The sequence below is a fragment of the Sporosarcina thermotolerans genome, from assembly GCF_030067815.1.
In the GTDB taxonomy this organism is placed as follows: Bacteria; Bacillota; Bacilli; order Bacillales_A; family Planococcaceae; genus Sporosarcina; species Sporosarcina thermotolerans.
Genome location: NZ_CP125968.1, coordinates 671,912 through 696,324, shown reverse-complemented (window position 1 = coordinate 696,324; position 24,413 = coordinate 671,912). Strand labels below are relative to the sequence as shown.

Sequence of the window (24,413 nt, the reverse complement as noted above, 5' to 3'; positions counted from 1 at the left end):
AAAAGGTTCATTTTATTTTTGCATTTATGTATTTTAGTTTAAGCAGAAAGTCCCGTTTTGGAAATATAATCACGTATTCGATGGATATATTCACGGATTCAATAGATAAATTTAAGTATTCGACAGATAAACGTGCCTATTCAATAGATATCTCAAAATCTTCATTCATAAATCCCCACCCAACGGGAACAGTATATTGAAACCATTTTTCGAGCAAAGGAGGAAACTGAATTGATTAAAATTGCTGTTGAACAACCGTATGAAGACGTTATGACAGCCCTTCAAGCTAAAGGGTACGAAGCAAAGATGTTTAACACGGATGAAGATGTCAAAGGTTATGATATCGGCGTAGTTCGTGCCATCAACGAAGGGAATACACATGAATTTGATTTCCCTGTTGTATCGATGAGAGGCATGTCCCTTGAAGATGCCGTGGATGCCGTTGACCAGAAAGCAAGACTTATGCAATAAAAAGAATCCGTGGCGACTGCCGCGGATTCTTCTTCATTCTCAAGTGCCGCAGAACGTCTGATAAGGGGTTGTCGATGTGGACGGCGCGGTGTATTCAGCTTGTTCAGCCGTGTAAGCGTAAGGGTCGGCAAGTACTTCCAATAAGCGCTCCATCACACTGAAGTCCCCTTCAATCGCTGCATCCATTGCTTCCTCAACCCGGTGGTTACGTGGGATTACTGCTGGGTTGTTGTCCCGCATCAATTGTTTACATTCTTCATCCGATTGTGATTGACGAGAAAGTCTGTCCTGATAGCGTTCAAGCCATTCGTCAAATCCAGAGGTTTTACACATTGGCAACTCCTCGAGTCGATCATTTGTCAAAGCCCGGAAAGTATTCGTATAATCCGCGTGATTGGTCTTCATCAATTGCAAGAGATCCCTCGCAAGCTTTACATCCTGTTCCTCTTCATTGAAAAGGCCAAGTTTGCTTCTCATCCCGGATAGCCAATACGAATGATACAGTTTACCAAATCCGGACAATACTTGTTCCGCAATCTTAATTCCCTCTTCCTGATCATCATGCAAGAGTGGTATGAGTGTTTCCGCGAAACGAGCAAGATTCCATTCTGCGATGCCGGGTTGATTGCCGTAGGCGTAGCGACCTTGCCTGTCAATGGAACTGAAGACGGTCGCTGGATCATATGCATCCATGAACGCACAAGGCCCGTAGTCAATTGTTTCACCGCTTATTGTCATATTATCCGTGTTCATGACGCCGTGAATAAATCCGGCAAGCTGCCATTTGGCGATTAACGATGCTTGGCGATCAATTACCTTTTGAAGCAGTGACTCATAGCGGTTCGCATCACCCGATACTTCGGGATAGTGTCGTTCGATTGCATAATCCGCCAAAGCACGTAAATCAGCAATGACTTGCCGTGCAGCAGCGTATTGGAACGTTCCAACGCGCAGATGACTTGCCGCAATTCTTGTCATAACGGCTCCTTCAAGTGTCTCTTCCCGGTGCACCGGATCTCCCGTTACAACGACTGATAGGCTCCGAGTGGTGGGAATCCGAAGGGCATGCATTGCCTCGCTAATGATAAATTCACGCAGCATCGGTCCAAGTGCCGCGCGACCATCGCCGCCCCTCGAAAATGGAGTCCTGCCCGAGCCTTTCAGCTGTATATCCACTCTTTTGCCGGATGGAGTTATTTGTTCTCCAAGCAATACGGCCCGTCCGTCACCAAGCATTGTAAAGTGCCCGAATTGGTGTCCCGCGTATGCTTGCGCAATCGGTTGTGCGCCTTCAGGTATCTTGTTTCCTGCAAAAACAGCAAGTCCATCTTCACCTTCGAGCGCCCTTTCATTCAATCCAAGTGAAGCGGCCAAAGGGTAATTCAAAATCACCAATTCAGGTGATGATGACGGTTCCGGCAAGGTTTCCGCATAAAATTCATTGGGCAGCTGAGCATAGCTGTTGTCGAAATTCCATCCGATTCCATCAGTCTTTATCATAGTTTCCACTTCCTTATTGAGCATCCTTACAATAAGTATACCCTGCATTTGTGGAATCAAAGAAAGAAACGAGTAAATAAAAAATCCACCCAAACGAAGATCTCGTTCAAAGATGGACTCATTGTATTCGCAACTTCTCAAATAGAAGATAGATTCATTCCGATCAAATCCACCGCGGTCTACGACGTGGACTCTGTTCCTTACTTTTACTCTCCCCTTCTAATTGGTGAGTATGGTTACTCGCAAGCCGGCCATTTCTACGAGGATCCTGTGATATGATTTCGTTCATCCCGGAAGTACCAGCTTTACCCATTACTTTTCGAATTTCATCTTCAAAAAAGAGCGACATGCTCAAACCTCCTTTCCCGTTGTATGGAAAAAGGATTCGTCAAAGCCCCACAACACTCTGCCCCCACGCATATCCTCCCTCGTCTTAATTTACGCTGTTAGTTAAGCGGGATAGGAGTTAAGTGCACAATCGATACAAAAAAACTTACCGATACCATACTACATTTCCATTAGAACCGTTACAATAATACCTAATGCCAATCCTATAACGAAGGTAGCTCCATAAAGTAACACCCGCTTCAATCCCTCATCCTTTCACCATGTCTTTTATCCAATGTATTAATGAAGCGAGCAAAACATGTTTAAATGCTTGGACACTACTTACTTCTCAGTCCTTAGACTTACTGTAAAATCATTCATGCGACTGGTAGATTATTCTATAAAATAAGCTATGATTAATGAAAAGGGATGAGAGGAGAACATATTTGTGAATAAACTATTATGGATTGCCCTAACGGCTGGTTTAATTGTCATATTAGGGATTTACGGGTACAACAAATGGTCGGCGAGTGCTGCTGGGGACGAGGTTTCGATTACAAAAGACAACGCGGAATCTTTAAAAGTGAATATCGACTTTGGTGTAGGAAACCTGTACATCAGCGGAGACTCCAAGGAGTGGGTTAGTGGGGATTTTTCTTATAACCATAAAAAACTTGAGCCGAAAGTGAATTATAAGCTACGTAAAAATGTCGGCCACGTTGACATTAAGCAAGGTTCTGTCACAATGTTAGGATTCAATAAACGCAAATGGAAGAATGATTGGGATCTACAACTGACCAATGATATTCCAATCGACTTGGAGATCGATATGGGTGTTTCAGATTCAACATTGGATTTGAGAGGCATTCAACTGAATAGCCTCGTAATCAATAGCGGTGTTAGTGATTCTACCATTGACCTAAGTGGGAAGTGGAAAAAGGGTTCCGTGCGGATGTGGATTTGGGTGTTGGGGATGTGACCTTCATCCTTCCAAAGGATACGGGTGTCCGTATAAACGTCTCGAAAGGGCTTGGCACATTGGGCACGAGAGACTTTATCAAGCAAAAAGATGGTGTTTACGTCAATGAAGCGTACGCGAAGTCTGATGTTATCATAGACGTTTTCCTCAATTTCGGTGTAGGGGATGTAGAATTTAAAATTGTTGAATAGAAAGTAAAACAGCGCCTACGGGAATTTCCGTGGACGCTGTTTTCATTATTACACTAAAATGTTATAAGATAGAGTAAGAACGATAAAGGAGAGGGTTTAAATGAAAACGATAGGGAAAATAAACACCGATTATATTTATGCCGCAAATGACACCGTTCCACGCGAGTTTCCAAAATATACAACACAACTCATGAATTTGGCGAATAGCAACGCACAAGGGACCCGCCCAAATGTCGTGGGACCGATGGCAACGTATTTCCAAGAGTTTTTGGATGAAATACCTGCTCCCTCCATTGAAGACTGGGAAAACTGGTATACAGATCGTGAGCCGGCGGCAAAAGAACGTGCAAAGGCAAGGATTCTTCCGCAAATCGAACGGTTAAAAGAGGCCATTCAGTTAATCGATGAATCGCTTGTTGATAAGTGGTTAGATGATTTACTAATCGATAAGACGTACAACGGCTTATATGTACAAAAAGCAATCATACAAAAAGTTAGTGAACATTTCGATGTGCCTTTTGCCGTTTCGTCTGCTGCAGATGAAAGCAAAGGAATTGATGGATATATTGGAGGAACGCCGATTTCCGTTAAGCCCGAATCATACGAGAGTTTGAAAAAGTCAAAAGAGCAAATCGACGTTCCTATCGTTACCTATAAGGTGAATAAAAGCAGTAGGAATATTGAAGTGTTTATTCCTTCGGATTTAGATCCTCATGAGTGACTGTTACAAATTCATCTTCGTGAAAAATGTCATTAATTATCGATAATTTGATATTTGTTTCCTGCCGTGTTTTTACTTTTGTATTCAAATGATCATTCTCATACCATTTATCTTTACCAAGCTCCAATTGCTGTTCGATAAATTCTGTGTGTCGCTGGAATCGTTTAACGACAATGTCATTCAGCTGTTCCTTGAGCAATAATGCATTGTTTGTAACCGTTTCTGCAAGGAGCGGATCAATTTCTACCCCGTAGCTATTACGCCCCGTACACATCGCAGCAAACATTGACGTACCAGTTCCAACAAATGGGTCAAGAATCGTGTCGCCTTTCATCGAATACATATTTATGAGGCGATAGGCAAGTTCGAATGGATAGGCGGCACTTCTTTCGCGCCCACTTGCGATGTTTTTAAACTTCTGGGATTTACCCTGGAACTCCCACAGATCGGAGAACCATTGATTTCGTTCCTCCCAAAAAAATGCACTTTCCTGTCGAAGAGCTTTTTCATTGTTTTTAAATACACGTTTTCCACCTTTACGGAAAATAAGTATGTATTCATGTTCATACGTAACATAAGCACCGGAAGGCAGCATACCTGAACCCATGAATTTATTCGGGGCATTTGTCGTTTTTCCAAATGATATCCGGTAACACCGAGTACCCCATTGAAACGAATTTCTCTATGATTTTCGAGTGGTTGGAGTACATTTGGAAGTGTCCATTGATTGTCCTCGTTGCATCTCCGATATTAATACAAACAAAGCCATGATTCGCTACTTTTTTATCTACTTCTTCCCAAATATCGTTTAAAACATCATGCATGAGATCGAATGCTTTATATGGTTCAGTCATTAAATGCTCTTCTATTTCCGGTTTTTGCTTCATGAAAATTTCATCCCACATCTCGATCATCGGATATGGTGGGGATGTTATAACTAATGAAACAGACCCGTCAGGTATTTCTTGTAAGTTGGCAGCATCTTTATTCAAAATACAATGCTTTGTCTTGTTCATTTGTATATCATCCTATTCTAAGTCATATTGTCCCCATTATACCGAAAATGCGTTCGTACTGCAACAGCGGGACGAACGCATGAGGTCTCGACGAATTCTCTCAGGAAAATAAATTCAAGAAAACTACGTATCCCGCAAGTTGAATAAAAACCATGATTTATGTATACTAAAGGTAGTAGCGTATATAGTAAAAAAGACCGTCCAATCTAGTACATTGAACGGTCAATAGAATAGCAATAGGTCCCCAAGGGGATCGGAAGTTAGTAGTGGAAAATAATCCATCCTAAATGAGCCTCTAACTCAAGGATGGATTATTTTTTTTCGTTTTTTGCTGACAAAAGAGCTACGATTAATGCCGCGAATGTAAAAACGAGCATTAGTGCTTCAAATTCAGTCACATCGACCACCTCCCTCCACGGGAAATGACCGATCATCTTAGGGATACCTATGCTATTGTTTTTTATTTTACCACACATACGTTCGCATTGAAAGTATTATCACCGAACAATTCGGACAAGCCTTCGTATTGAACAAATGCGGATTATACGGGAATGCCCTTATCCCGAACATCTTCCGCCATTCGAATATAATCCTCCAACCAAGATCACAATAAAAAAATATAATTGTAGTAAAAAAAAGCTTGTTTTGTCTATTGGGACAAAACAAGCTTTTTCAAATTCTATACCGTTAACCGGCACTTGTACCAATTGCTGGATCCAAACGTCTATTTTCGACATCTTTTTTGATTGTCGGAATGTAGAGACGATCGATGCCAAAGTAAGCTGCACTTTTCGCCATGACTAAAAGAAGTACGGCGACTAACAACAAAGTAGGATTTAAACTGATTGTTCCTGCCCAAGGAAACTCAAATTCATAAAGCCGCCAGCTACCAATGCCGGAATTGTTAATGCACCGAGAACGAGGCCCAATCCAACCAGTAATTCTCCCATGCAACAAGGAAGCTAAATAGTCCAGAGTTCGGAAGGGCTACGGTTTCAAGAAACGAAGCATACCATCCTTGTACAACTGCATTTTCTCCTTGCGATTTCGCGATGGCTCCCTGTATAAATCCACTTGCATCAAACCCTGTCGATACTTTTCCAAAACCAGCTTTCAACCACTGAACACCTAACCAAACGCGTAATACTGTGAGCAATGCAGCAACTATTTTATTCTCAAAAATTTGTTTCATGTCAATTCCTCCTATGTGATGTTTCATTGGGTTATAACCTTTTGTTACTCTTACTATAACGCGGAAGAAAAGGGCGAACAACTTGTTTGTGAATGTTTTCACAAAGTAGACACGAAACTTTGTCATGTTTGCGAAAACATTCACAAGGTCATTTATTTCATTCAAAAGGAAGGAGGAACATGAAAACAATTGTTGATCATCTTGGAAGAACTGTTACCTATTCCGTTCCGCCGAAACGGATTAACTCGATGCCCGTGAATCACGGAGACGTTATATGCTTTGCAGCTTAGTGCTTACAGGCGGGCAGGAGTTCATACCAACACAAAAAAACGAATGAGTGATGGATTCAGCTCATTCGGATGAAAATTTTTCTTTGGCTTTTGGCCCGCCGTCTAACTGTCTACGCTTAATGATGAAGGTTACCCCTCATCCACTAAGACTCGCTACGGGCGAATGGCTAATTCTTACCCGGCGGGAATCCCCCCGCTATATGTTGCAACCTTGCTCGGTCTCTCAACCTGGTACCTTTCACTCAATTAAACTGGAATCCCCTTAACCCGAACATCTTCCGCCATACGAATATAATCCTTCAAATACTCCTTGGCATCGGGATGCTTATACACTTCTTCAGGCGTCATCCAATACAAATCCGCCACCTCATCAGCACTCACCGCATACGGCTCACCACTGAATTCCTCGCATAAGAAAATGACATTCACCACCGGCTCCCCATGATCCGTCACGAAGCTTGTACTATGCACATAACGTGGTCGCCCCTCGATGATAAGTCCCACTTCCTCCTCCACTTCCCGTATAATTGTGCGCTCTAAAATATTAGATGACGCACCTTCCAATTCGACTTTTCCACCAATTAGCGCTATCCCCCCTGGGGCGTGTTCTTCCTTTTCACTGCGTTTACAGATTAAATAGTGGTTGTCTTTGTAGATGGCTGCTTCTGTGTTGATGATGAACATTGGTAGCCTCCTATATCCTTATTGAACTCCCTTTTTAGCTTCCCTTAGCAATCGAGCCGGCATTGCTTCATGTAAACGCCATTCAAAACTAATCGGCCTATTCCCCTCATGTCTTACATAATCTGCCGTTCCTAAGAACACAAAAGGTGATGTATATCTATCTTTTTGCCTATACTCCCGGACAAACAAAGCGATTTTGTTTCCTGTTTTCCGTTGATTAATATATCTCTTTCCTGTCGGGCTTGTGTCAGATGTTTTATTTTGTGATTGCCAATGAAATAACATATCGCTAATAGCATAATCCTCGTACTGTGTTGATGGTGAGAAGTCCTTGTCCGACTTGTTAAGCGTAATGAAAAAGATGTCAGTCTGTTTATCCTCGAAATATTTGACCCCTTCCCTAAATGCAGGTTTAACGTCTTCATTAAAGTAACCAAATGCAGCAAGGACTTGATCTGAGGTGTATTGCGCATGTACTCGAAGTGGCGATGTAAATTCAAATGGTGAAGGTTTTTCAACCGAAAGAATTCGCCCCATACATACCTCAAGAACCTCAAGAATCTCTTTTTTCAGTACATCATTTGCAAAAAGCTCTTGTACTCCGGCATGCATCGATTCAAAACCTGCATTTTTTGGCGGAGTGTCAAAGAAAGAATAATAGAGCATTCCAACCATCAACTGTTGTTCTTCGTTTTCAATTACACCATCTTCCAAGTACTTCTGTAAAAACCTAATAAGGTCCACCGAATCCAAATGGAACAATGAATGAATACGCTTTATAAAAATCCCCTCATACTCACTTTGAAAGGGCTCAGATATTCCAGCTTCTACCTTTAACCTTTCAAATGACCTATTTCTACCTGTTCCATAAAAATCCGCAAGTGTAAGATGATGATAATGAAGAAAGTTTGATAACGTTAGCTTCTCCCTGTATCTTCCTCAAAATATTTAAGCTTTTTAATCAAGTTCTGCTTCGTGTTTTTCACATCTTTTACGTTACGTAAAATGTACTCCTTTGCTATTTTCTCCATTTGAATGACGGATCCTTTCGGCAAATGAAAGAAACCATTCTCTATATAGTGCTTAATCGAGTGCTTTGTCCGTCCAACAAGCGCTCGGAACTTTTCTTCGAACGGGTAATCAGCATGAGCTTGCCCACAAAATCCAATACAGTCAGACAATCCTTGTTATCCGATAGACGTAAACCACGTCCTAATTGCTGCAAGAAAACAGTTAGACTTTCTGTAGGTCGAAGGAATAAAACTGTATTAACTTGCGGTATATCAATTCCCTCATTGTATAAATCCACAACAAAAATGAATTTAATTTCACCGCTTATCAATTTTCTTTTCGCTGTATCCCGTTCATGATCAGACGAATCCCCGTGTAAAGCGATGGAAGGAATTTTCTTTGAATTAAAGTAAGCAGCCATATATTTTGCATGCTCAACTGACACACAGAAACCCAATGCTTTTACCTGATTCAAATCAGTAACATAGCGATTGATGCTCTGGATGACAAGATCACTTCTTCGATCGTTAGATGTGTAAACTTTTGTAAGCTCGTCTGTATCGTAACCTCTCCTTGACCACTTAATGGCCGACAGGTCTACATTATCTGTCACACAAAAATAATGAAAAGGACTTAATAACTTTCGGTCAATTGCCTCTGTCAATCTCATTTCGGATGCGATTCTATCGTCAAAATAGCCTAATACATTTTGATTGTCCATTCGTTCAGGAGTAGCAGTTAACCCTAATAGAATACTTGGTTCATAATACTCCAATAAGGCCCGATATGTAGGCGCCGTCGCATGGTGGAATTCATCCACAATGATAAAATCATAAAAGTCAGCGGTTGTTTTTTCTATCATCTTTCGACTATTCCAGCTCTGAATACTCATAAAAAGATGATTAAAAGAAATAGGTTCAAAACGACCAACAAACATTTCACCAAAGTTAGCATCCTTAAGTATCGCGCGGAAAGTATACATACTTTGTTTAAGAATCTCTTCACGATGTGCAATAAATAGTAACTTTGCATTTGGTTTCTTATGTAGGAATCGCTTAAAGTCAAATGCAGAAATGACAGTCTTCCCAACTCCTGTAGCCGCCACAACTAAGTTTTTCATATGTCCATGAACAGTACGCTCCACTTCAAGTTCATCTAGTATTTCTTGCTGATAATGATACGGCCGAATATCAAGGAAATATTGCTCTTTTGTCTCTGCTACTTGATCTTTTATTAATGATTGGCGAACCTTAGACCAGTTTTCTTCATCATCAGCAGACAGACTTTTAAACTCTTCGTCATTCCAGTAACCTTCAAATGTAGCTTCGAACTTTCGTATAATATCAAATGAATCTTTCTCCGTTACTTTTAAATTCCACTCAAGCCCTGATGTTAATGCTGGATTTGAAAGATTTGACGAGCCTATATAAGCAGTACTAAATCCTGTTTTACGTTTAAATAAATAAGCTTTCGCATGTAAACGTGTTCTGTCTTTATCTAACGAAACACGAATTTCGGTATTGGACAGCTTACTTAATTCTTCAAGTGCTTTAAAGTCAGTGGCTTCCATGTACGAGGTAGTGATGATTTTCAGATAGCCCCCTCGTTCGGTGAAGTCACGAAGCTCTTCGATAATAATTCGAAGTCCAGACCATTTTATAAAAGATACAAGCCACTCAATTTCATCCGAAGTGGCAATTTCCTTTTTCAACTCCTCTAACATATTAGGCTCAGCATGTGATCCGGTGAATAACGAGCTTTGCGTTAAAGGTGTAATGGGACGAAGTATTTTCTTCTTACCTAAGGATTGAGCCGTATTAATTGTCTTATAGATGGAGGTCAGAATTTCAGCATGCTCATCTAATTTAAGCTCCTCAAAATCAGCATCGTCTAATTTTTGATGAAGTACATCAATAATTTCATTACAAATTTGAATTTGTCTAAGAAGGGCATCCTCCTTATTTCCACCATCTCGAATATGTGATAATGCATTTTTAGTTACTGTTGAGATATAACTGGATAAAAGCACTCTTGCCTCTGCTTCATCTATCCCTTCCTTCCCCACAGCAAAGATATCAGGTAGCTCTTCTAATTCACTCTTAATTTTATTATTTATTAACTGCTCGTATATTCCTTCTTGCATTTACTTTCACCCTTTCAATAGTTCATACTTAGTTGGTGCTCAATTCACAATTATAGAAAATATATTAATTCCATTATATCACTCCGTTTATCTTCGGCAGCTAAATGTTTAACAACTCATTTTCAACGTTCAATAAACTTCTTTTCCACATAGATTTAACCGAATTGGATACGCTAACTATAAACTTTATAGGGAGTGATTTTTGAATGATGCCGGAACGCGAACCGCTTGCACAGTTGAATGATGAGCAGATGAAGGCTTTGAGTGCTTTTGAGAAAGAGTTGGGTGTGACGTTGGTTGCTTATGAAAGTTTGTTCGATGACTCGAAGGATCAGATTATTGAATCGGATGTTTGAGTGTAAATCGGTAAAGGATAGATGCAAGCAGAATAATTCTGCTTACATCTATCTTTGATAAACATTTTACAAGGCTATTCGGAGGCTATCTTCGGGTAGCCTTTTTTGTTGGGCGGAAATGGCTAACACTGTTCATTAAGCGTTCCTTCCTAAAGCGAGTATTACATCCCCGATCATACTTCATATACTGGTATGAGTTATGTAAAGAGGAGGAATTACGTGGACATTACAGTGCGACCTGGAAATTCGCTCTGGTATTATAGCCAGTTGTTTAGGGTTCCGCTTCAATTGATCATAGATTCGAATCGTGATGCAAATTTGCAGATTCTTTCGGTGGGGCAACGGATTCGAATTCCGGGATATGTCGCATTTGAGGTGCCAATCAAACAAGGGGATTCTTTGTGGTTGATCGCGCAGCAAAGAAATATCCCTCTTGAGGCAATTTTCCTTGTGAATCCAATGCTGGTTCCAAATCGCCTTCAAGTCGGGCAGACTATCCGCGTTCCATTGCGCATCACATGGAGGCTTGTCAACGGGAAGCAGACGTATGGCTATGAGACGATGGTGAACGACTTGAGAAGGCTTCAATCTGTGTATCCCTTCATATTGAACACTTCTATCGGGAATTCGGTTCTTGGAAAGAGCATTCCTGAGATTCGCATTGGAACCGGTCCGAAACGGGTTCATTACAATGCTTCCTTCCATGCGAATGAATGGATTACAACGCCAGTCGTTATGACCTTCCTCAATGATTATTTGCTATCTCTTACGAATCAAACTCCGATACGCGGCTTATCTACTATCCCTTTGTACCAGCAATCCACTTTGTCTATTGTCCCAATGGTAAATCCTGACGGCGTTACACTTGTCCAGCAAGGGCCACCGGAGACGGAGCCGTGGAGAACGAGAGTTGTGGAGTGGAATAATGGGAGTACGGATTTCTCAGGATGGAAGGCGAATATTCGGGGTGTCGATTTGAATGATCAGTTCCCTGCAAATTGGGATTTGGAACGGGCACGCAATCCGAAAACCCCGGGTCCAAGGGATTACGGTGGAGAACGACCACTTTCTGAACCGGAAGCGATTGCGATGGCAGATTTGACGAGGGAAAGGGATTTTGCGCATGTACTTGCGTTCCATACGCAAGGCGAGGTCATCTATTGGGGATATCAGGGGTTGGAACCGCCTGAGTCGGAAGCGATGGCCAATGAATTTAGCCGGGTAAGCGGATATACGCCGGTCCAAACACTCGAAAGCTATGCAGGCTACAAGGATTGGTTTATTCAAGATTGGAGAAGACCTGGATTTACTGTTGAAATGGGCTCTGGAATTAACCCATTGCCAATCAGTCAGTTGGATGAGATTTACGAAGAGGTGTTGGGTATTTTTCTTGCTGGATTATATTTATAGGTGTTTGTATTGCGCTGCGGTAATTTTATGCGTGATTGAGGCGATTTATGCGTGTAAATGGTGATTTATGCGTTAGTTGGCGGCTTTATGAGGTTTTGAACGAATTTATGCGTCTTTCTGAAGTTTTATGCGTGAGAATTGGTAGTTATGCGTTTTTGTAGTTTATTCCATCAAAAAACCTCACGTCATGTGAGGTTTCATTCTCGTTCGAGGGGCATTGAACAGCATCTGAACGAGCCGCCGGATTTGATGATTTCGGAGAAGTCGACTTCGATGACTTCGAATCCGTGGGCGCGCATTGCTGTGTTGACGTTTGCGTTTTGTGGAAGGCTGAATACTTTGCCGCCCCCAATGGATAATACATTTGTGCCCATTGTAAATTGTTCTTCCGGGGACACGTCGATCAGCTTGTATGTGTTTGAGAGTGTTTCGACCATGTCTGCTGATAGGGCTTCCGGGAAGATGAGGCCAATTTCGGGGGACAGTATGTTGAATACACAATCAAGGTGTAAGTATTTTTCATTGAATGGTACGCGAATGATCTTGTGTTTTGGCAAATCTCGTTGTAAATTGCGAACTGCTTCTTCAGACGTACGGCTACTGATGCCGACGTACACTTTATTGCGATCGACAATGACGTCCCCGCCTTCAACTCGGTCCGTCGTCGTCTGGTATGGGATGTTTTCATCCTCGAGAAATTCCTCGAGCGCCTCTTCTTCACCTTTTCGGATATCGCTTGCCATTTCGGAAACGAATATATCCTCTCCGACCGTGAAGCCGATATCGCGCGTGAACACTTGCTCAGGAAATTGTTCCGAGGAAGGGAGTGTGATCACTTCCACACCATGTTCACGGAGAAGCATTTCAAATTCCTTATGTTGCTTCATTGCCAGGTCCCTATCAATATTTTCGTCTGCGTATTGTTTTTGGGTGTCGTTGATAACATCTTCGATCGCCATGAATTTCGGCTTGCAAAGGATAACTCTCTTTAAAGTATCATATTCTGTATTAACATTGGTTTTTGATTGATCTTCTACAGGGGAACTCATGCATTCATCCTCCACATCTTTTTACTCCATCTCAACTATTCCCTTTTCTGTTCAAACTAAACACCTTGTTTTAGGCTTCCCTGATGAGGAAAGTGAATAACTGAATATGGATTGGAGGGAATAGCAATTGATAAATGAAAAGACAAATACGTTGTTGACGAAAGAGGATTTTACAGCTCGGCTTGCTTTGCCGAAATGGCTATTAGAAAGCTATCGGACGTTCCATGAAACCGTGACGGATAAGACGTTTCCGTGCTATTTCGGCATGGGCGGTGAATTGAAGGGTGAATTACGTTATGCGTATGTGACGCAGAAGGATTGGTCAAACTTGCCTTCTGCACTTTATGCATTTTTGAAGTTGTTCGATGATCCGAAGCATAAACGGCATGGACTGTTCGTCTTCGTAGAGCCTTTTGAAACGGAGGCTGATTTGGAGGCGTATCGGAAGCAGTTTTGGGACATTCTACAATATTTGCATGACGTGGATGTGGTGGAATGGCCAGCTGATAGTCCCCGCGATCCCGATCATTATTTGTGGGATTTCCATTTTGGCGGCGAGCCAATTTTTGTGTTTGGAAATGCGCCTGCCTATAAGCAGCGGAAGACACGGGATTTGGGGCAATCAATGGTGCTCGGCTTCCAACCAAGACGTATTTTCGAAGGATTGAAGGGCACTGAAAAAGGAGGCATTATGTCTCGCGAAAAGGTGCGTGAACGTGTCGAAGTGTGGGATCAATTGCCGAAGCATCCGGATATAAGCCATTACGGAGACCCAACCCATAATGAATGGAAGCAATTCTTTATCGGTGATGACATTGAACCGATTGTCGGGAAATGTCCGTTTTCGCATAAGGAGATGAAAAGTGAGTGAATGATGTAACAAGGGTTGTTGGGGAGAAAAGTACGATTGCTCATATTAAACAATCGCACCCATCAGTTAAGTAACCTAATTTGAGTTTCTGTTTAGACACTCGTCACGGAATGGCGAATCGGGTTTTCAGCCTTGAGGCAGTTTGCTCATGTCCATGTACAACGCATTCCACCGATGACCGTCTGGATCGGCAAAACCGCAGCCGTACATCCAGCCACCCTTTTCGCCAGGCTTGCTGTATATAGTTCCGCCGGCACGTTCGGCTTTCAAGGCGAACTCATCAACTTCATCTCTGGAGTTCGCCCCCAGACTGAATAACACTTCAGTACCCTGCCACGATTCTGCAACCGCATTACCAGCAAGTCCGTGGAACGTGGATTCCGGGAAGAGCATTAAAACAACCTGATTGTCGCCGATGATCAAGCTGAATGAGCCTTCTTGACTCGCATACTGCTCATTCAACCGAAAACCGAGCTCGGTATAAAACGCCTTTGCCCGTTCTGGTTCTCTCACTGGCAGGTTCAACCATAATTCTCTCGACATACCTAACAACCTCCTGATATAGAGATGAAATAATCACTCACCCTAAATAAGTTCAATGCCTATATATATCTTTCCTTCTTGTTTAGAATTAATTCATTTTTCAATTATCCTACCACGTGAGCGAAGAACATTATTTCACAGCTTTTATAATTTCCCCAGTTTCATTTCCCGATTGACTCCACTGAGGAATGCGGCCAACTCAACATTCCTCAGTCACAATTGACAAAATATTTCCCGAAGTGTGTCGATTTCCCGGGAAATCAGTCATTATTTCCTGTCGATTTTTCTGCTTATTTCCCTGATCCTTCAGTTCTTGCCCTGCCGATTCCATAATACATATTCATTTCCGTCTCAGGCACCATGCCGCCACCAGTTGCCCAAACGAGATGGGTTGCGGTTGGCGAATCTGCGAAAGTGACTTGGTGGCGAATTGTTTGGATTGGCCCTGTCATTCCTGCGAGTGCGGACGGTTCAAGACGAATGTCTTCGGTGTCAGCAATCATTGTAAGGAGTTCGAACATCGTATCATCCGAGATTGTGTAGCAACCTTCAAGTAACAGTTCCATCTTTTTGCCGACGAAACCTGATGGTGTACCTACCGCAAGCCCATCGGCTGCTGTTTGATTGTCTAAACCGAAATCTGCAACAGACACTTTGTCATGCAATCCTGTCATCATACCGATTGTCATGCATGGGGAATGTGTTGGTTCAGCGAAGAAACAATGGACGGCATCGCCAAATTGAAGCTTTAGTCCAAACGCAACACCACCTGGTCCCCCACCTACACCACAAGGTAAATAGACGAAGAGCGGATGATCATTATCGACTTTTATTCCCTGTTCGTTTAACTGTGCCGCGACGCGTTCTCCCGCTACCGCGTATCCAAGGAATAGGTCGAGTGAATTTTCATCGTCTACAAAATGACAGAGCGGATCAGCTTCGGCTTGACGTCTTCCTTCTTCGACGGCTTTGCTGTAGTCATCCGCGTACTCAACGACCGTAACTCCTTTTTCACGTAAAAGATCCTTCTTCCATTGCTTCGCGTCTGCGGACATATGGACTGTGACATTGAATCCAAGTTTCGCACTCATAATGCCGATGCTTAAGCCCAAATTTCCCGTCGATCCAACAGCAATCTTATGTTTCGCGAATAAATTTCGTAATTCCAGTTCCGCAAATTTTGTATAATCATCGGATTCTTTGACGAGTCCATGTTCAAGGGCAAGCGTTTCGGCATACTTCAACACCTCATAAATGCCGCCACGTGCTTTGATAGAACCCGAAATCGGGAGCGCATTGTCCTGTTTTAAAAGCAATTTCCCGGGGATATCTGTGTTGAATTTTACAGCAAGTGATTCTTTCATTTTAGGAATGGATGTAAGTGGAGATTCAATGATACCTTTTGAATTTGCAGTTTCGGGAAATACTTTCTCGATATATGGGGCAAAGCGTTTCAAACGATTGCTTGCATCTTCGACGTCATTTGCTGTAATGCCGGATTGGGAAATGCCTACTGTACTGTCACCGTTTAGTGGATTTCTCCATAATACCTCTCTTTTTCTGCGATTTCTGTGAGGAGTGGCAATTTTTCTATCCAGATTGTTTTCTCGGTTTGATTCACCAATGATTCCCCCTGTCTGAATGATTTGACTTCAGTATAACATGCTTTGGGAGCTGCTTTATTCATAAATTTATTGGTGAATCAGGAATTACGGGAGTCAGCTGCGATCTAAAGTCGATGCGGTTCTATGGGAAGTCAACGCCGCTCTACGGGAAGTCATCAGCGTCCTATGGGAAGTCCGCACCGTTCTATGGGAAGTCGACGCCACTCTACGGGAAGTCCCCGACGTTCTTTGGGAAGTCAATACCGTTCTACGGGAAGTCGGCCACAATCTACGAAAATTCGGTCGCGTTCTTGGTATCATCGCCCTCTGCACACACCGTCGTACTTTGATGTGAATATTCTAATACTAACAACGTCAATGATGGTGGTGATTTGCATGGAGAGTGCGGGGATTTTGGCAGGGCCAATTTTACGGCGCGAGGATACGGAATCTGTTACCATTCGGGTGGCAGCGGACCGTCCTGTTGAGGTGGACTCAACCATTTATTATCTTGACAATTTTTTCCACTTCGCACCACTACGACTTCAAAAACTATAAAAGCAGGCCATCGTTTGTTCATTCACTTATTGCAGGTGCATGGGCAGTTTCCAACGGATACGCTCCTTGGATACGATCTGCTTTTTCGCAATGGGAAAAGAATCTATAATTTAGCCACCTTGGGCTTGAATCCTAAAAATGAATATTCCATTCCCTATGATGGACTCCCTTACTCTACGTTTTTCATCCCCGCTTCAGCAACTCCAACTTTTCTGTATGCATCTTGTAGAAATTTCATTGAAAGGGGATGATGCAGTCGTTACTGGGGATGCGCTTTTACGCCACTGACTCCTATTCATCAATCATTTGGTCAGTCAAAAATTGCAAACGGGTTATGTGTCTATAGCGCTAAAAGGTTGGGGCAATGGGCCACAACGGTTCGAGGAGGGGTTCCTACAGTCGATGAGAAATTATTTCGACGGGTTCATTGCTGATTCAACTGCTTAAGCGTTATTTATTACTATAAGAACTTTGCATTTCAATGAGAAAAAGCTTCGCCGGATGAGTTAGTCTGGCGAGGCTTTTTGCAATTAATTGACTGAAAGGGCTGTCTGGAATAAACAGCCCTTTCCCTCATAACTTCGTTCGTACATCCCAGAGTTCCGGAAAGAATTGATGATCAAGTACGGATCTCAAATACTTTACGCCGGACGAGCCTCCAGTCCCTGTTTTTGAACCGATTATGCGCTCAACTGTCTTCATATGCCTGAAGCGCCACTGTTGGTGACTATCCTCGATATCAACAAGTTTTTCAGCAAGCTGATACAGATCCCAATAGCGGTCAACATCACGGTACACTTCAAGCCAAGCTGCCGCTACCGTTGGATCACCTTGATACGTGATCGAGAAATCACGAGTCAGCAAATCGAGATTGATTGGGAAGCCTGCTTGACGAAGGGCATGGATAGCGACATCATAAATTCCAGGTGCCTCAAATGCGGATTTAATTCACGAGCAAGATCTTGGTCCTTCTCGTAAATCTTCAAAATATGCGGTTGCTTATAGCCGAGCGCGAATTCTATCAGGCGATTCTGATAGGATTGGAATCCCGATGCCCGGCCAAGGCTTTCGCGGAATTCCGTGTATTCGGCGGGCGTCAATGTTGAGAGGACATCCCATGCCTGGATGATTTGCTCTTGAACCCTTGAAACACGTGCAAGCATTTTGAACGCCTCAGGAAGTTCATCCTTCTCGATTGCCGCGATTGCAGCATTAAGTTCATGCAAAATGAGCTTCATCCATAACTCTTTCACTTGATGGATGACGATGAACAGCATTTCATCATGGTGGCCGGATAAGCGTTCCTGGCTCGAAAGGACTTTATCCAAACGCAAGTATTCTCCGTATGTCATATTGTCTTTGAAATCCGTATGAATCCCTTTTTCGCTCACGCTTCCCACCTCCGGACAACCGCGCGAACCGGGCTTCCGTCCCGCCTTTAATAGGCAACGGCAACGCAATTAATTCGTAATCACCAGGCTCGACGTCAGCAAGTACGATATTTTCCAAAATGAGAACCCCGTTATCATGGAGCGAATGGTGCGCATCAAGGGTCTTGCTTGGCTCGGGATCGACGGATGGCGTGTCGATGCCAATAAGTCGTACCCCTCTTCCTTCAATAAGGAGCCAATATCCGCACGCAATACGGTGTACGATTCCGGAAAAACGTCTGTATCGGGTCGGCTTAACGTTTTCAATAAAATCCGTTCAACACCTTCGAAATCAATTGCTTCCAAATCCGAACGCCCCACACTTTCGAGCCCTGTCACATCGATGACCTTTGCTCTTCCGATATAGACGTCAATCGGCAGTTCATCCACTTTCAGGCCTTCATCATCGTAGTGGAAAGGAGCATCTATATGTGTCCCGGTATGCATGCTTGTCGTCATTTGCCCAATATTAACCGACCCGTGAATGCTTTCAAAAACTTGACTTCATATTGGAATGGCGTATCCCCAGGCCACTCTGCGATGCCGTTATGCAATGGCTGCGATATATCAATCCATTTCCCAGTCATGCGACGACCCCCGTTTATTCTCAAACTTCTCATAGCGTTTTTCATCCATGATGACCTTCAGCTTTTGAACGGTATGCCAGACGTCCTCGAATGAATTATAAAGGGCTACCGGTGCAAGCCTGATTCCGTTTGGTGTACGGAAATCCGGGATGACGCCATCTTCTTTCAACGCCTTGCAAATTCGCGCCGCCTCTTCGTGCTCAAGCAATAGATGCCCCCCACGAGTTTCGTCGACCGGATTACCGATTATGAAGTTAGCATCAGTGAGTTCCTGTTCTACCAATTCAAGCATATAAGCCGTTAATTCCAATGACTTTTCACGTATTGCTGCCATGCCGACTTCCTCGAACATTTCGAGCGAGCCGATGACTGGCGCTAAGCTTAACACATGCGGCGTCCCGATCTGATAAGCCCCCGCGTCTTCGGCAGGATCCATCTTGTGATCCATATCGAACTGCGACCCCTTTTTCGATCCAAACCAGCCGGCAAGTCCAGGCGTTTTGCCGAAATGCTTTTCATGGATGAATAAACCACCGACGGAACCTGGCCCGCCATTCAAATGCTTATATGTGCACCAAAAAGCAAAATCTGTCCCCCAGTCGTGGAGTTGGTGCTCGACTGCCCCGATTGAATGGCATAGGTCGAAGCCGATAGGGATATTCCGTTCATGCGCCGCCTTAGTCAATTTTTCCATATCAAGCACTTGCCCACTGCGATAGAGGACAGCTGGCAAAGCGATAAGCGCCACGTCCGTTGTCATCGCTTCGATAATGTCATCTTCCTGCAAATAGCGGCCATCACGGCTTTTCACTCGGACAAGATGTTCATCCGGATCATATCCTTTAAGCTGCAGCTGACTTTTCAACGCATAAATATCTGACGGAAAGTTCAATTCGTCTGCAAGGATTTTCGTTTTATTGCCGTCAGGCTTGTAAAATGTCGAGACAAGCTGATGGAGATTTGTTGTCGTGGAGCCCGTTGCGATTGTCTCTCCTTGCATGCCACCGACAAGCGGCGCCATTTTCTCCCCCACCTGTTCGGATAAATAAAACCATGGATGCTCCCCCTCCGTCCATCCGTCGATTCCAAGCGTCTTCCACGTATTAAGCAATTCATGCAACGTGCGCTCCGCCCGTTTGGATAATAAACCAAGCGAATTGCCGTCCATGTAAATCGAGTTGGCCGGAATGTAAAATTCGTTTTTGTAAGGGGCAAGTTTATCTTGCCGATCCCGTTCCTGTGCATGTGAAAGTGTGTGAAGTGTCATACTAATCCCCCTTTTGTGTTCCTATGAAAAGCATAGCATACGGGTGATGTGATGGATATCCGAATTTGTGGACTTTTCAGGGTTTGGAGGGTGGAGCTTTGGGCGCGGGGGTCGATTCTATGGACGCGTGAGCCAACTTCTTTGGACGCGCGAGATGCTCCTACTCGTTTATTCAAAAAAAACAGGCAAAGGAATTGTTCCCTCACCTGTTAAAAACTTATTTAAACCAACCTTTTTCCTTAAACCTTGAAATTGCTTCAATCCGATTGCCGACTTCCAGTTTCTCGAGGATTGTTGATATGTAATTGCGGACGGTGCCTGGCGTCAGGTACAATTCTCCGGCGATTTCCTTCGTTGTTTTCCCTTCTGCAACGAGTCCAAGCACTTGGCTTTCACGGTCAGTGAGCGGGTTTTCGCTTGTCTCTTCGTACGCGATATCGACAAGCTCGGGTGCATAGATTCGGCGTCCGTCCTGGATGGCATGAATGGAATTTACAAGCTCCTCAATCGGACTGTCTTTCAATAAATAGCCGCGCACCTTGGCCTTTCGCGCGCGTTCGAAATAGCCTGCCCGCGCAAATGTTGTCAGGATAACGATCTTGCAATCCATCTCCATGAGTTCCTCCGCCGCATCTAATCCCGTCTTCACCGGCATTTCAATATCCATGATGCATACATCGGGCTTATGTTCCTTCACAAGTTGGACCGCTTCCTCACCATTACGCGCCATGCCGACGACTTGCATATCGTCCTCCATATTCAAAAGGGAACCGAGTGCCCCCAACATCATCCCTGATCCTCTGCAATGACGATTCGAATCACGATAATTCCTCCTCGACTTGATGTGTAATGACGATTGGCATCCGAATGGTCAATTTCGTACCTCCATCGTCTTCGATAACAAGTAATCCATTCACGAACTCGAGGCGTTCCCTCATCCCTTTCAACCCTGCGCCAACTGAAGATGCCCTTCCTTGAATGCCTTTTCCGTTATCGCGAACGACAATGGCAACTTCATCGGCTGTATGCTTGAACATCACTTCGCAAACACTTGCATCGCTATGCTTCACGACATTCGTCACTGCCTCTTTCAAGCACATGCTCAGGACGTTCTCTACATTGGACGGGATATTCGATACATTCGGAACGCCTTCAATCCTTAATTCGATTTCTGCAGCGGACAATATTTGTCCAATGCGCGTCACTTCCTCAGTCAGTTTTGTCGCACGCATATCTGCAACTAATTCTCGTACTTCCTTCAACGCTGTGCTTGCGGTCTGACGGATATCGGCCAATTCCTTCTCAGCCTCTTCAGGATTTTTAAAGACTAACCTTCTTGCCAGGTCACTTTTCAAACCGATCATCGACAATTTCTGTCCAAGCGTATCATGCAGATCCCTTGCAATCCGTTCACGTTCCTCAATTAACATTAATTCTGCAATACGATCATTCGCATATTCCAGCTGATCTTCGAGCCTTTCGCGTTTGCTTCTGTTGTATAGATTGAACGGAAGAAGAGTCACGCCGATCACTGTGATAATGATGAAATGGACTTGTGGCAAAAACGAATCGATTTCGACGAAAAAACCTACAACGATTGCGCTGATTGTGAAAGCGATATGCAAACCATACATGATAAAAAAACCAACGGTCGATCGGATATTACCAATGAAAAAAGCTGTAAAGATTGATAAGTATACATATCCGAACAGCAACGTCATGATGACGTTAATAACAATTTCAAAGCTGACCCACATATAAACGAGACCGCTTTTTGATTTGATTGAAAAGAAATAGGAGATGAAAAAGAGTGTAGTAAACTTATTCCCACCGATATTCCAACGGCCGACCATGATCTAAAAATGAAAAAGAAGGGCAATAGACAAAATATGACCCATGCATAAATACTCATCCAGGGATTTCTTGGAAAGATGCTATACCATTTTTGAATGATCGTCACCGCCTTTGTTTCATTGATTATACCAAAAAATTGAAACAGCCACCTATTCTGATAGGCGGCCGCTTCTTTATTTACTCTCAAAGCTCGTACGCTTCGGTTTTAATTCTTTCAAATCAATGTTCGGCGTTGCCCGTTTTACGGTTCTCTTCACTTCTTTAAATGTAATGAAGCGTTTATGTGCAGGATCATACAGCTTATAACGAAGCGATTCTAAACTTGTTTTAATGTTAATGGTTGTAGCCATTTGGAGAGGCGGAGTGGATTCATGCGCAATCTCCAAATTGTAGTTTGGCACACGTGGCGCCAAGTGGTGGACATGATGGAAACCGATGTTCCCTGTCGCCCACTGAAGGACTTTCGGTAATTTGTAATACGAGCTACCATCCACCGCGGCTTTCACATAATCCCATTCGGACTCCTCTTCGAAATACGAGTCTTCAAATGTGTGTTGGATATAAAATAGCCAAATTCCGAGTGCAGCTGCTACGAACATGATTGAACCTTGCACGATGAGGAATGACTGCCAGCCGACAAGCCAAATCATGAGTGCATAAAGCGCAACGAGGACGACATTCGTCAGATACGTATTGTTACGTTCTTTTTTACGCGCGTCTTTACGGTTGATCCTTCCAGTAATGAGCACTAAATATAATGGTCCAAGCCCGAACATGACAAAAGGATTCCGGTAGCACCGGTACATGAACTGTTCCCATTTCGACGCTTCCATATATTCATCCACAGTCATGACCCAAATGTCTCCGACACCCCTCTTGTCGAGGTTAGAGCTTGTTGCATGATGGATGGCGTGCTCCCTCTTCCACTTTTCATATGGAAACAGCGTTAGAACCCCGGTAATCGTTCCCACGATGTCATTCGCTTTTTTATTTTTGAAGAACGAACCATGCGTACAGTCGTGGAAGATGATAAATGTCCGCACGACGAAGCCTGCTGTGATGATTGCAATGCCGAACGTCAGCCAGATGGACACCGATAGACTTTGATACGCCAAGAACCAAAGGACGAAAATAGGCGGTACTGTGTTGATCAATTGAATGACACTCTTTTTTAAATCCGATTTGGCATAGGGTGCAACGTTTTTGTGTAATTGCTTTGTCTTTTCCTTACTCATGCATGAAGGCCTCCTCGAAACTTTTTCTTAACTATCATATTAAAGGGCTTTCGAGTTTGGCAAAATAGATGAACGTCATGACTTTTAATATGATAAGTGTCATTTATTGTGAAGAAATTCACATGCGTGGTGTGGTTTTGCTTGAGTTGAGGTGGGTTTTGCTCGAGTTCGATGGTGTTTTGCTCGAGTTTGGTCACGTTTTGCTCGAGTTCGATGGTGTTTTGCTCATTTTATGGCTTTAGACCTACCAAAACCATCCGAAGAAATTAAAAAATCCCCCTTTGTAGTAAGGAGGATTCCGTTCATTTCAACATACCGCCATCGACCTCAAGAACCGTTCCGTTGATAAAGTCTGATGCACCCGAAGCGAGGAATAGATAGGCGTTCGCGATATCTTCCGGCTTGCCGAGACGAGCGAATGGTGTCATCTGTTTAATTTGTGTAATTATTTTTCCAGGTATAGTACTGATCATATCGGTTTCGATGAACCCCGGAGCTACCGCATTTACGTTAATCCCTTTACGTCCATATTCCTTCGCCCATGTCCTCGTCATGCCGATGACACCAGCTTTCGAAGCGGCGTAATTTGTCTGTCCGACATTTCCGCCGGTTCCTGCGATTGATGACGTGTTGATGATTTTTCCTTTTCCAGCAGCAATCATCGCTGGCAGGAAGGCTTGCGTACAATTGAAGACGCCTGTCAAATTCACATCAATTACTTGTTGGAAGATCTCTGCTTCCATTTTCAACAGCATTGCGTCTCGCGTAATCCCTGCATTGTTAATGAGCACATCGACTTTCCCGAAGTGGGCAAGCACTTTTTCTGCAGTTTCTTTTACTTGATTACGTTTTGCAACATCCGTTTTGAAAAATGCCGCCTCCATGCCCTGAGCATGCATTTCACCAGCAAGTGCTTCCCCCGCTGTTTCGTTATAGTCAAGAATTGCAACCTGCGCACCCTTTTTACCAAAAAGCTGTGCAGCGACAGCACCAATTCCATTAGCACCGCCTGTAATAACGACCGTCTTCCCTTTCATCTCCACTTGCTAACCCCCAATAATTGTTACCACAAGTTCACCTGAACTAACAGACATCCCAAAGGAATGCCTGCAGGTTATCCGGCT

19 protein-coding genes and 7 pseudogenes are annotated in these 24,413 nt (G+C 43.4%); 8 read left to right on the top strand and 18 right to left on the bottom strand.

Features of this window, described 5'->3' with window-relative positions:
* The first annotated feature begins 231 nt into the window (after nucleotides 1-231).
* Complete coding sequence (locus QNH10_RS03895) at nucleotides 232-471, top strand: YkuS family protein (RefSeq protein WP_283733585.1); 240 nt, start codon at nucleotides 232-234, stop codon at nucleotides 469-471.
* 39 nt (nucleotides 472-510) lie between these two features.
* Here the strand turns inward: QNH10_RS03895 and QNH10_RS03890 are convergent, their stop codons facing one another.
* Both QNH10_RS03890 and QNH10_RS03885 read right to left on the bottom strand, forming a co-directional pair.
* Complete coding sequence (locus QNH10_RS03890) at nucleotides 511-1,971, bottom strand: protein adenylyltransferase SelO (protein WP_381426371.1); 1,461 nt, start codon at nucleotides 1,969-1,971, stop codon at nucleotides 511-513.
* A gap of 163 nt (nucleotides 1,972-2,134) precedes the next feature.
* Nucleotides 2,135-2,320 (bottom strand): hypothetical protein, encoded by a 186-nt coding sequence (locus QNH10_RS03885; protein WP_283733583.1) that lies wholly within the window; start codon nucleotides 2,318-2,320, stop codon nucleotides 2,135-2,137.
* A gap of 426 nt (nucleotides 2,321-2,746) precedes the next feature.
* Here QNH10_RS03885 and QNH10_RS03880 point away from each other — a divergent pair, with 426 nt between their 5' ends.
* From QNH10_RS03880 to QNH10_RS03870, 3 genes are all read left to right on the top strand, one after another.
* Nucleotides 2,747-3,277, top strand: coding sequence for a toast rack family protein (locus tag QNH10_RS03880; protein WP_283733582.1), 531 nt, complete (start codon nucleotides 2,747-2,749; stop codon nucleotides 3,275-3,277).
* A complete protein-coding gene (locus QNH10_RS03875; protein ID WP_283733581.1) occupies nucleotides 3,253-3,468 on the top strand; it encodes a hypothetical protein in 216 nt (71 codons plus the stop codon). The genes QNH10_RS03880 and QNH10_RS03875 overlap by 25 nt, the downstream gene beginning before the upstream one ends.
* Before the next feature lie 100 nt (nucleotides 3,469-3,568).
* On the top strand, nucleotides 3,569-4,189 hold the full coding sequence (locus QNH10_RS03870; RefSeq protein WP_283733580.1) for an MjaI family restriction endonuclease: 621 nt from the start codon (nucleotides 3,569-3,571) through the stop codon (nucleotides 4,187-4,189).
* Here the strand turns inward: QNH10_RS03870 and QNH10_RS03865 are convergent.
* The 6 genes and pseudogenes from QNH10_RS03865 to QNH10_RS03845 all read right to left on the bottom strand — a co-directional run bounded on the left by QNH10_RS03865 (nucleotide 4,158) and on the right by QNH10_RS03845 (nucleotide 10,525).
* Nucleotides 4,158-4,784 carry a DNA-methyltransferase gene (locus QNH10_RS03865; protein WP_283733579.1) on the bottom strand — a complete coding sequence of 209 codons (627 nt, stop codon included), beginning with the start codon at nucleotides 4,782-4,784 and terminating at the stop codon, nucleotides 4,158-4,160. The genes QNH10_RS03870 and QNH10_RS03865 overlap by 32 nt on opposite strands.
* Before the next feature lie 16 nt (nucleotides 4,785-4,800).
* A complete protein-coding gene (locus QNH10_RS03860; RefSeq protein ID WP_283733578.1) occupies nucleotides 4,801-5,205 on the bottom strand; it encodes a DNA methyltransferase in 405 nt (134 codons plus the stop codon).
* 311 nt (nucleotides 5,206-5,516) lie between these two features.
* Nucleotides 5,517-5,582 carry a hypothetical protein gene (locus QNH10_RS21040; RefSeq protein ID WP_430541111.1) on the bottom strand — a complete coding sequence of 22 codons (66 nt, stop codon included), beginning with the start codon at nucleotides 5,580-5,582 and terminating at the stop codon, nucleotides 5,517-5,519.
* A 310-nt stretch (nucleotides 5,583-5,892) separates the two neighbouring features.
* Nucleotides 5,893-6,397, bottom strand: a pseudogene (locus tag QNH10_RS03855) (Crp/Fnr family transcriptional regulator).
* A gap of 536 nt (nucleotides 6,398-6,933) precedes the next feature.
* On the bottom strand, nucleotides 6,934-7,371 hold the full coding sequence (locus tag QNH10_RS03850; RefSeq protein WP_283733577.1) for an NUDIX hydrolase: 438 nt from the start codon (nucleotides 7,369-7,371) through the stop codon (nucleotides 6,934-6,936).
* Nucleotides 7,372-7,389: 18 nt separating this feature from the next.
* Nucleotides 7,390-10,525 (bottom strand): annotated as a pseudogene (locus QNH10_RS03845) (DEAD/DEAH box helicase).
* Nucleotides 10,526-10,731: 206 nt separating this feature from the next.
* Between QNH10_RS03845 and QNH10_RS03840 the strand changes: the two are divergent.
* Complete coding sequence (locus tag QNH10_RS03840; protein WP_283733576.1) at nucleotides 10,732-10,881, top strand: hypothetical protein; 150 nt, start codon at nucleotides 10,732-10,734, stop codon at nucleotides 10,879-10,881.
* A gap of 219 nt (nucleotides 10,882-11,100) precedes the next feature.
* Nucleotides 11,101-12,291 (top strand): M14 family metallopeptidase, encoded by a 1,191-nt coding sequence (locus tag QNH10_RS03835; RefSeq protein WP_283733575.1) that lies wholly within the window; start codon nucleotides 11,101-11,103, stop codon nucleotides 12,289-12,291.
* A gap of 197 nt (nucleotides 12,292-12,488) precedes the next feature.
* Here the strand turns inward: QNH10_RS03835 and QNH10_RS03830 are convergent, their stop codons facing one another.
* A complete protein-coding gene (locus tag QNH10_RS03830) occupies nucleotides 12,489-13,340 on the bottom strand; it encodes a dimethylarginine dimethylaminohydrolase family protein (protein ID WP_283733574.1) in 852 nt (283 codons plus the stop codon).
* 130 nt (nucleotides 13,341-13,470) lie between these two features.
* On the opposite strand from QNH10_RS03830, the gene QNH10_RS03825 reads away from it, so the two are divergent.
* Nucleotides 13,471-14,211 carry a YqcI/YcgG family protein gene (locus QNH10_RS03825; protein WP_283734562.1) on the top strand — a complete coding sequence of 247 codons (741 nt, stop codon included), beginning with the start codon at nucleotides 13,471-13,473 and terminating at the stop codon, nucleotides 14,209-14,211.
* Nucleotides 14,212-14,337: 126 nt separating this feature from the next.
* Here QNH10_RS03825 and QNH10_RS03820 read toward each other — a convergent pair whose 3' ends face one another.
* Nucleotides 14,338-14,754 carry a VOC family protein gene (locus tag QNH10_RS03820; RefSeq protein WP_283733573.1) on the bottom strand — a complete coding sequence of 139 codons (417 nt, stop codon included), beginning with the start codon at nucleotides 14,752-14,754 and terminating at the stop codon, nucleotides 14,338-14,340.
* A gap of 290 nt (nucleotides 14,755-15,044) precedes the next feature.
* Nucleotides 15,045-16,441: pseudogene (gene dsdA, locus QNH10_RS03815) on the bottom strand (D-serine ammonia-lyase).
* 313 nt (nucleotides 16,442-16,754) lie between these two features.
* On the opposite strand from dsdA, the gene QNH10_RS03810 reads away from it, so the two are divergent.
* Entirely contained in the window at nucleotides 16,755-16,916 is a 162-nt protein-coding gene (locus QNH10_RS03810) for a hypothetical protein (protein ID WP_283733572.1), read from the top strand.
* 573 nt (nucleotides 16,917-17,489) lie between these two features.
* Here the strand turns inward: QNH10_RS03810 and kynA are convergent.
* The 7 genes and pseudogenes from kynA to fabG form a co-directional block, all read right to left on the bottom strand.
* Nucleotides 17,490-18,268, bottom strand: a pseudogene (kynA, locus tag QNH10_RS03805) (tryptophan 2,3-dioxygenase).
* Nucleotides 18,269-18,303: 35 nt separating this feature from the next.
* Nucleotides 18,304-18,933 (bottom strand): annotated as a pseudogene (gene kynB / locus QNH10_RS03800) (arylformamidase).
* Complete coding sequence (kynU, locus tag QNH10_RS03795) at nucleotides 18,914-20,200, bottom strand: kynureninase (RefSeq protein WP_283733571.1); 1,287 nt, start codon at nucleotides 20,198-20,200, stop codon at nucleotides 18,914-18,916. Before kynU ends, kynB begins: the two are co-directional and overlap by 20 nt.
* A gap of 217 nt (nucleotides 20,201-20,417) precedes the next feature.
* Nucleotides 20,418-21,022 (bottom strand): annotated as a pseudogene (locus QNH10_RS03790) (response regulator).
* A pseudogene (locus tag QNH10_RS03785) lies at nucleotides 21,019-22,151 on the bottom strand (sensor histidine kinase). The pseudogenes QNH10_RS03790 and QNH10_RS03785 overlap by 4 nt, the downstream one beginning before the upstream one ends.
* Before the next feature lie 76 nt (nucleotides 22,152-22,227).
* Complete coding sequence (desA, locus tag QNH10_RS03780) at nucleotides 22,228-23,289, bottom strand: Delta(5) desaturase DesA (protein ID WP_283733570.1); 1,062 nt, start codon at nucleotides 23,287-23,289, stop codon at nucleotides 22,228-22,230.
* Nucleotides 23,290-23,591: 302 nt separating this feature from the next.
* Nucleotides 23,592-24,332 carry a 3-oxoacyl-ACP reductase FabG gene (gene fabG, locus QNH10_RS03775; RefSeq protein ID WP_283733569.1) on the bottom strand — a complete coding sequence of 247 codons (741 nt, stop codon included), beginning with the start codon at nucleotides 24,330-24,332 and terminating at the stop codon, nucleotides 23,592-23,594.
* Nucleotides 24,333-24,413: the final 81 nt, after the last annotated feature.

Bases quoted from the DNA above. Each gene is read 5' to 3' on its own strand.
- kynU (WP_283733571.1), bottom strand. From the start codon at position 20,200: ATGACACTTCACACACTTTCACATGCACAGGAACGGGATCGGCAAGAT.
- QNH10_RS03890 (WP_381426371.1), bottom strand. From the start codon at position 1,971: ATGATAAAGACTGATGGAATCGGATGGAATTTCGACAACAGCTATGCT.
- QNH10_RS03865 (WP_283733579.1), bottom strand. From the start codon at position 4,784: ATGCTGCCTTCCGGTGCTTATGTTACGTATGAACATGAATACATACTT.
- QNH10_RS03850 (WP_283733577.1), bottom strand. From the start codon at position 7,371: ATGTTCATCATCAACACAGAAGCAGCCATCTACAAAGACAACCACTAT.
- QNH10_RS03810 (WP_283733572.1), top strand. From the start codon at position 16,755: ATGGAGAGTGCGGGGATTTTGGCAGGGCCAATTTTACGGCGCGAGGAT.
- QNH10_RS03820 (WP_283733573.1), bottom strand. From the start codon at position 14,754: ATGTCGAGAGAATTATGGTTGAACCTGCCAGTGAGAGAACCAGAACGG.
- QNH10_RS03830 (WP_283733574.1), bottom strand. From the start codon at position 13,340: ATGAGTTCCCCTGTAGAAGATCAATCAAAAACCAATGTTAATACAGAA.
- QNH10_RS03885 (WP_283733583.1), bottom strand. From the start codon at position 2,320: ATGTCGCTCTTTTTTGAAGATGAAATTCGAAAAGTAATGGGTAAAGCT.
- desA (WP_283733570.1), bottom strand. From the start codon at position 23,289: ATGAGTAAGGAAAAGACAAAGCAATTACACAAAAACGTTGCACCCTAT.
- QNH10_RS03840 (WP_283733576.1), top strand. From the start codon at position 10,732: ATGATGCCGGAACGCGAACCGCTTGCACAGTTGAATGATGAGCAGATG.
- QNH10_RS03860 (WP_283733578.1), bottom strand. From the start codon at position 5,205: ATGAACAAGACAAAGCATTGTATTTTGAATAAAGATGCTGCCAACTTA.
- QNH10_RS03870 (WP_283733580.1), top strand. From the start codon at position 3,569: ATGAAAACGATAGGGAAAATAAACACCGATTATATTTATGCCGCAAAT.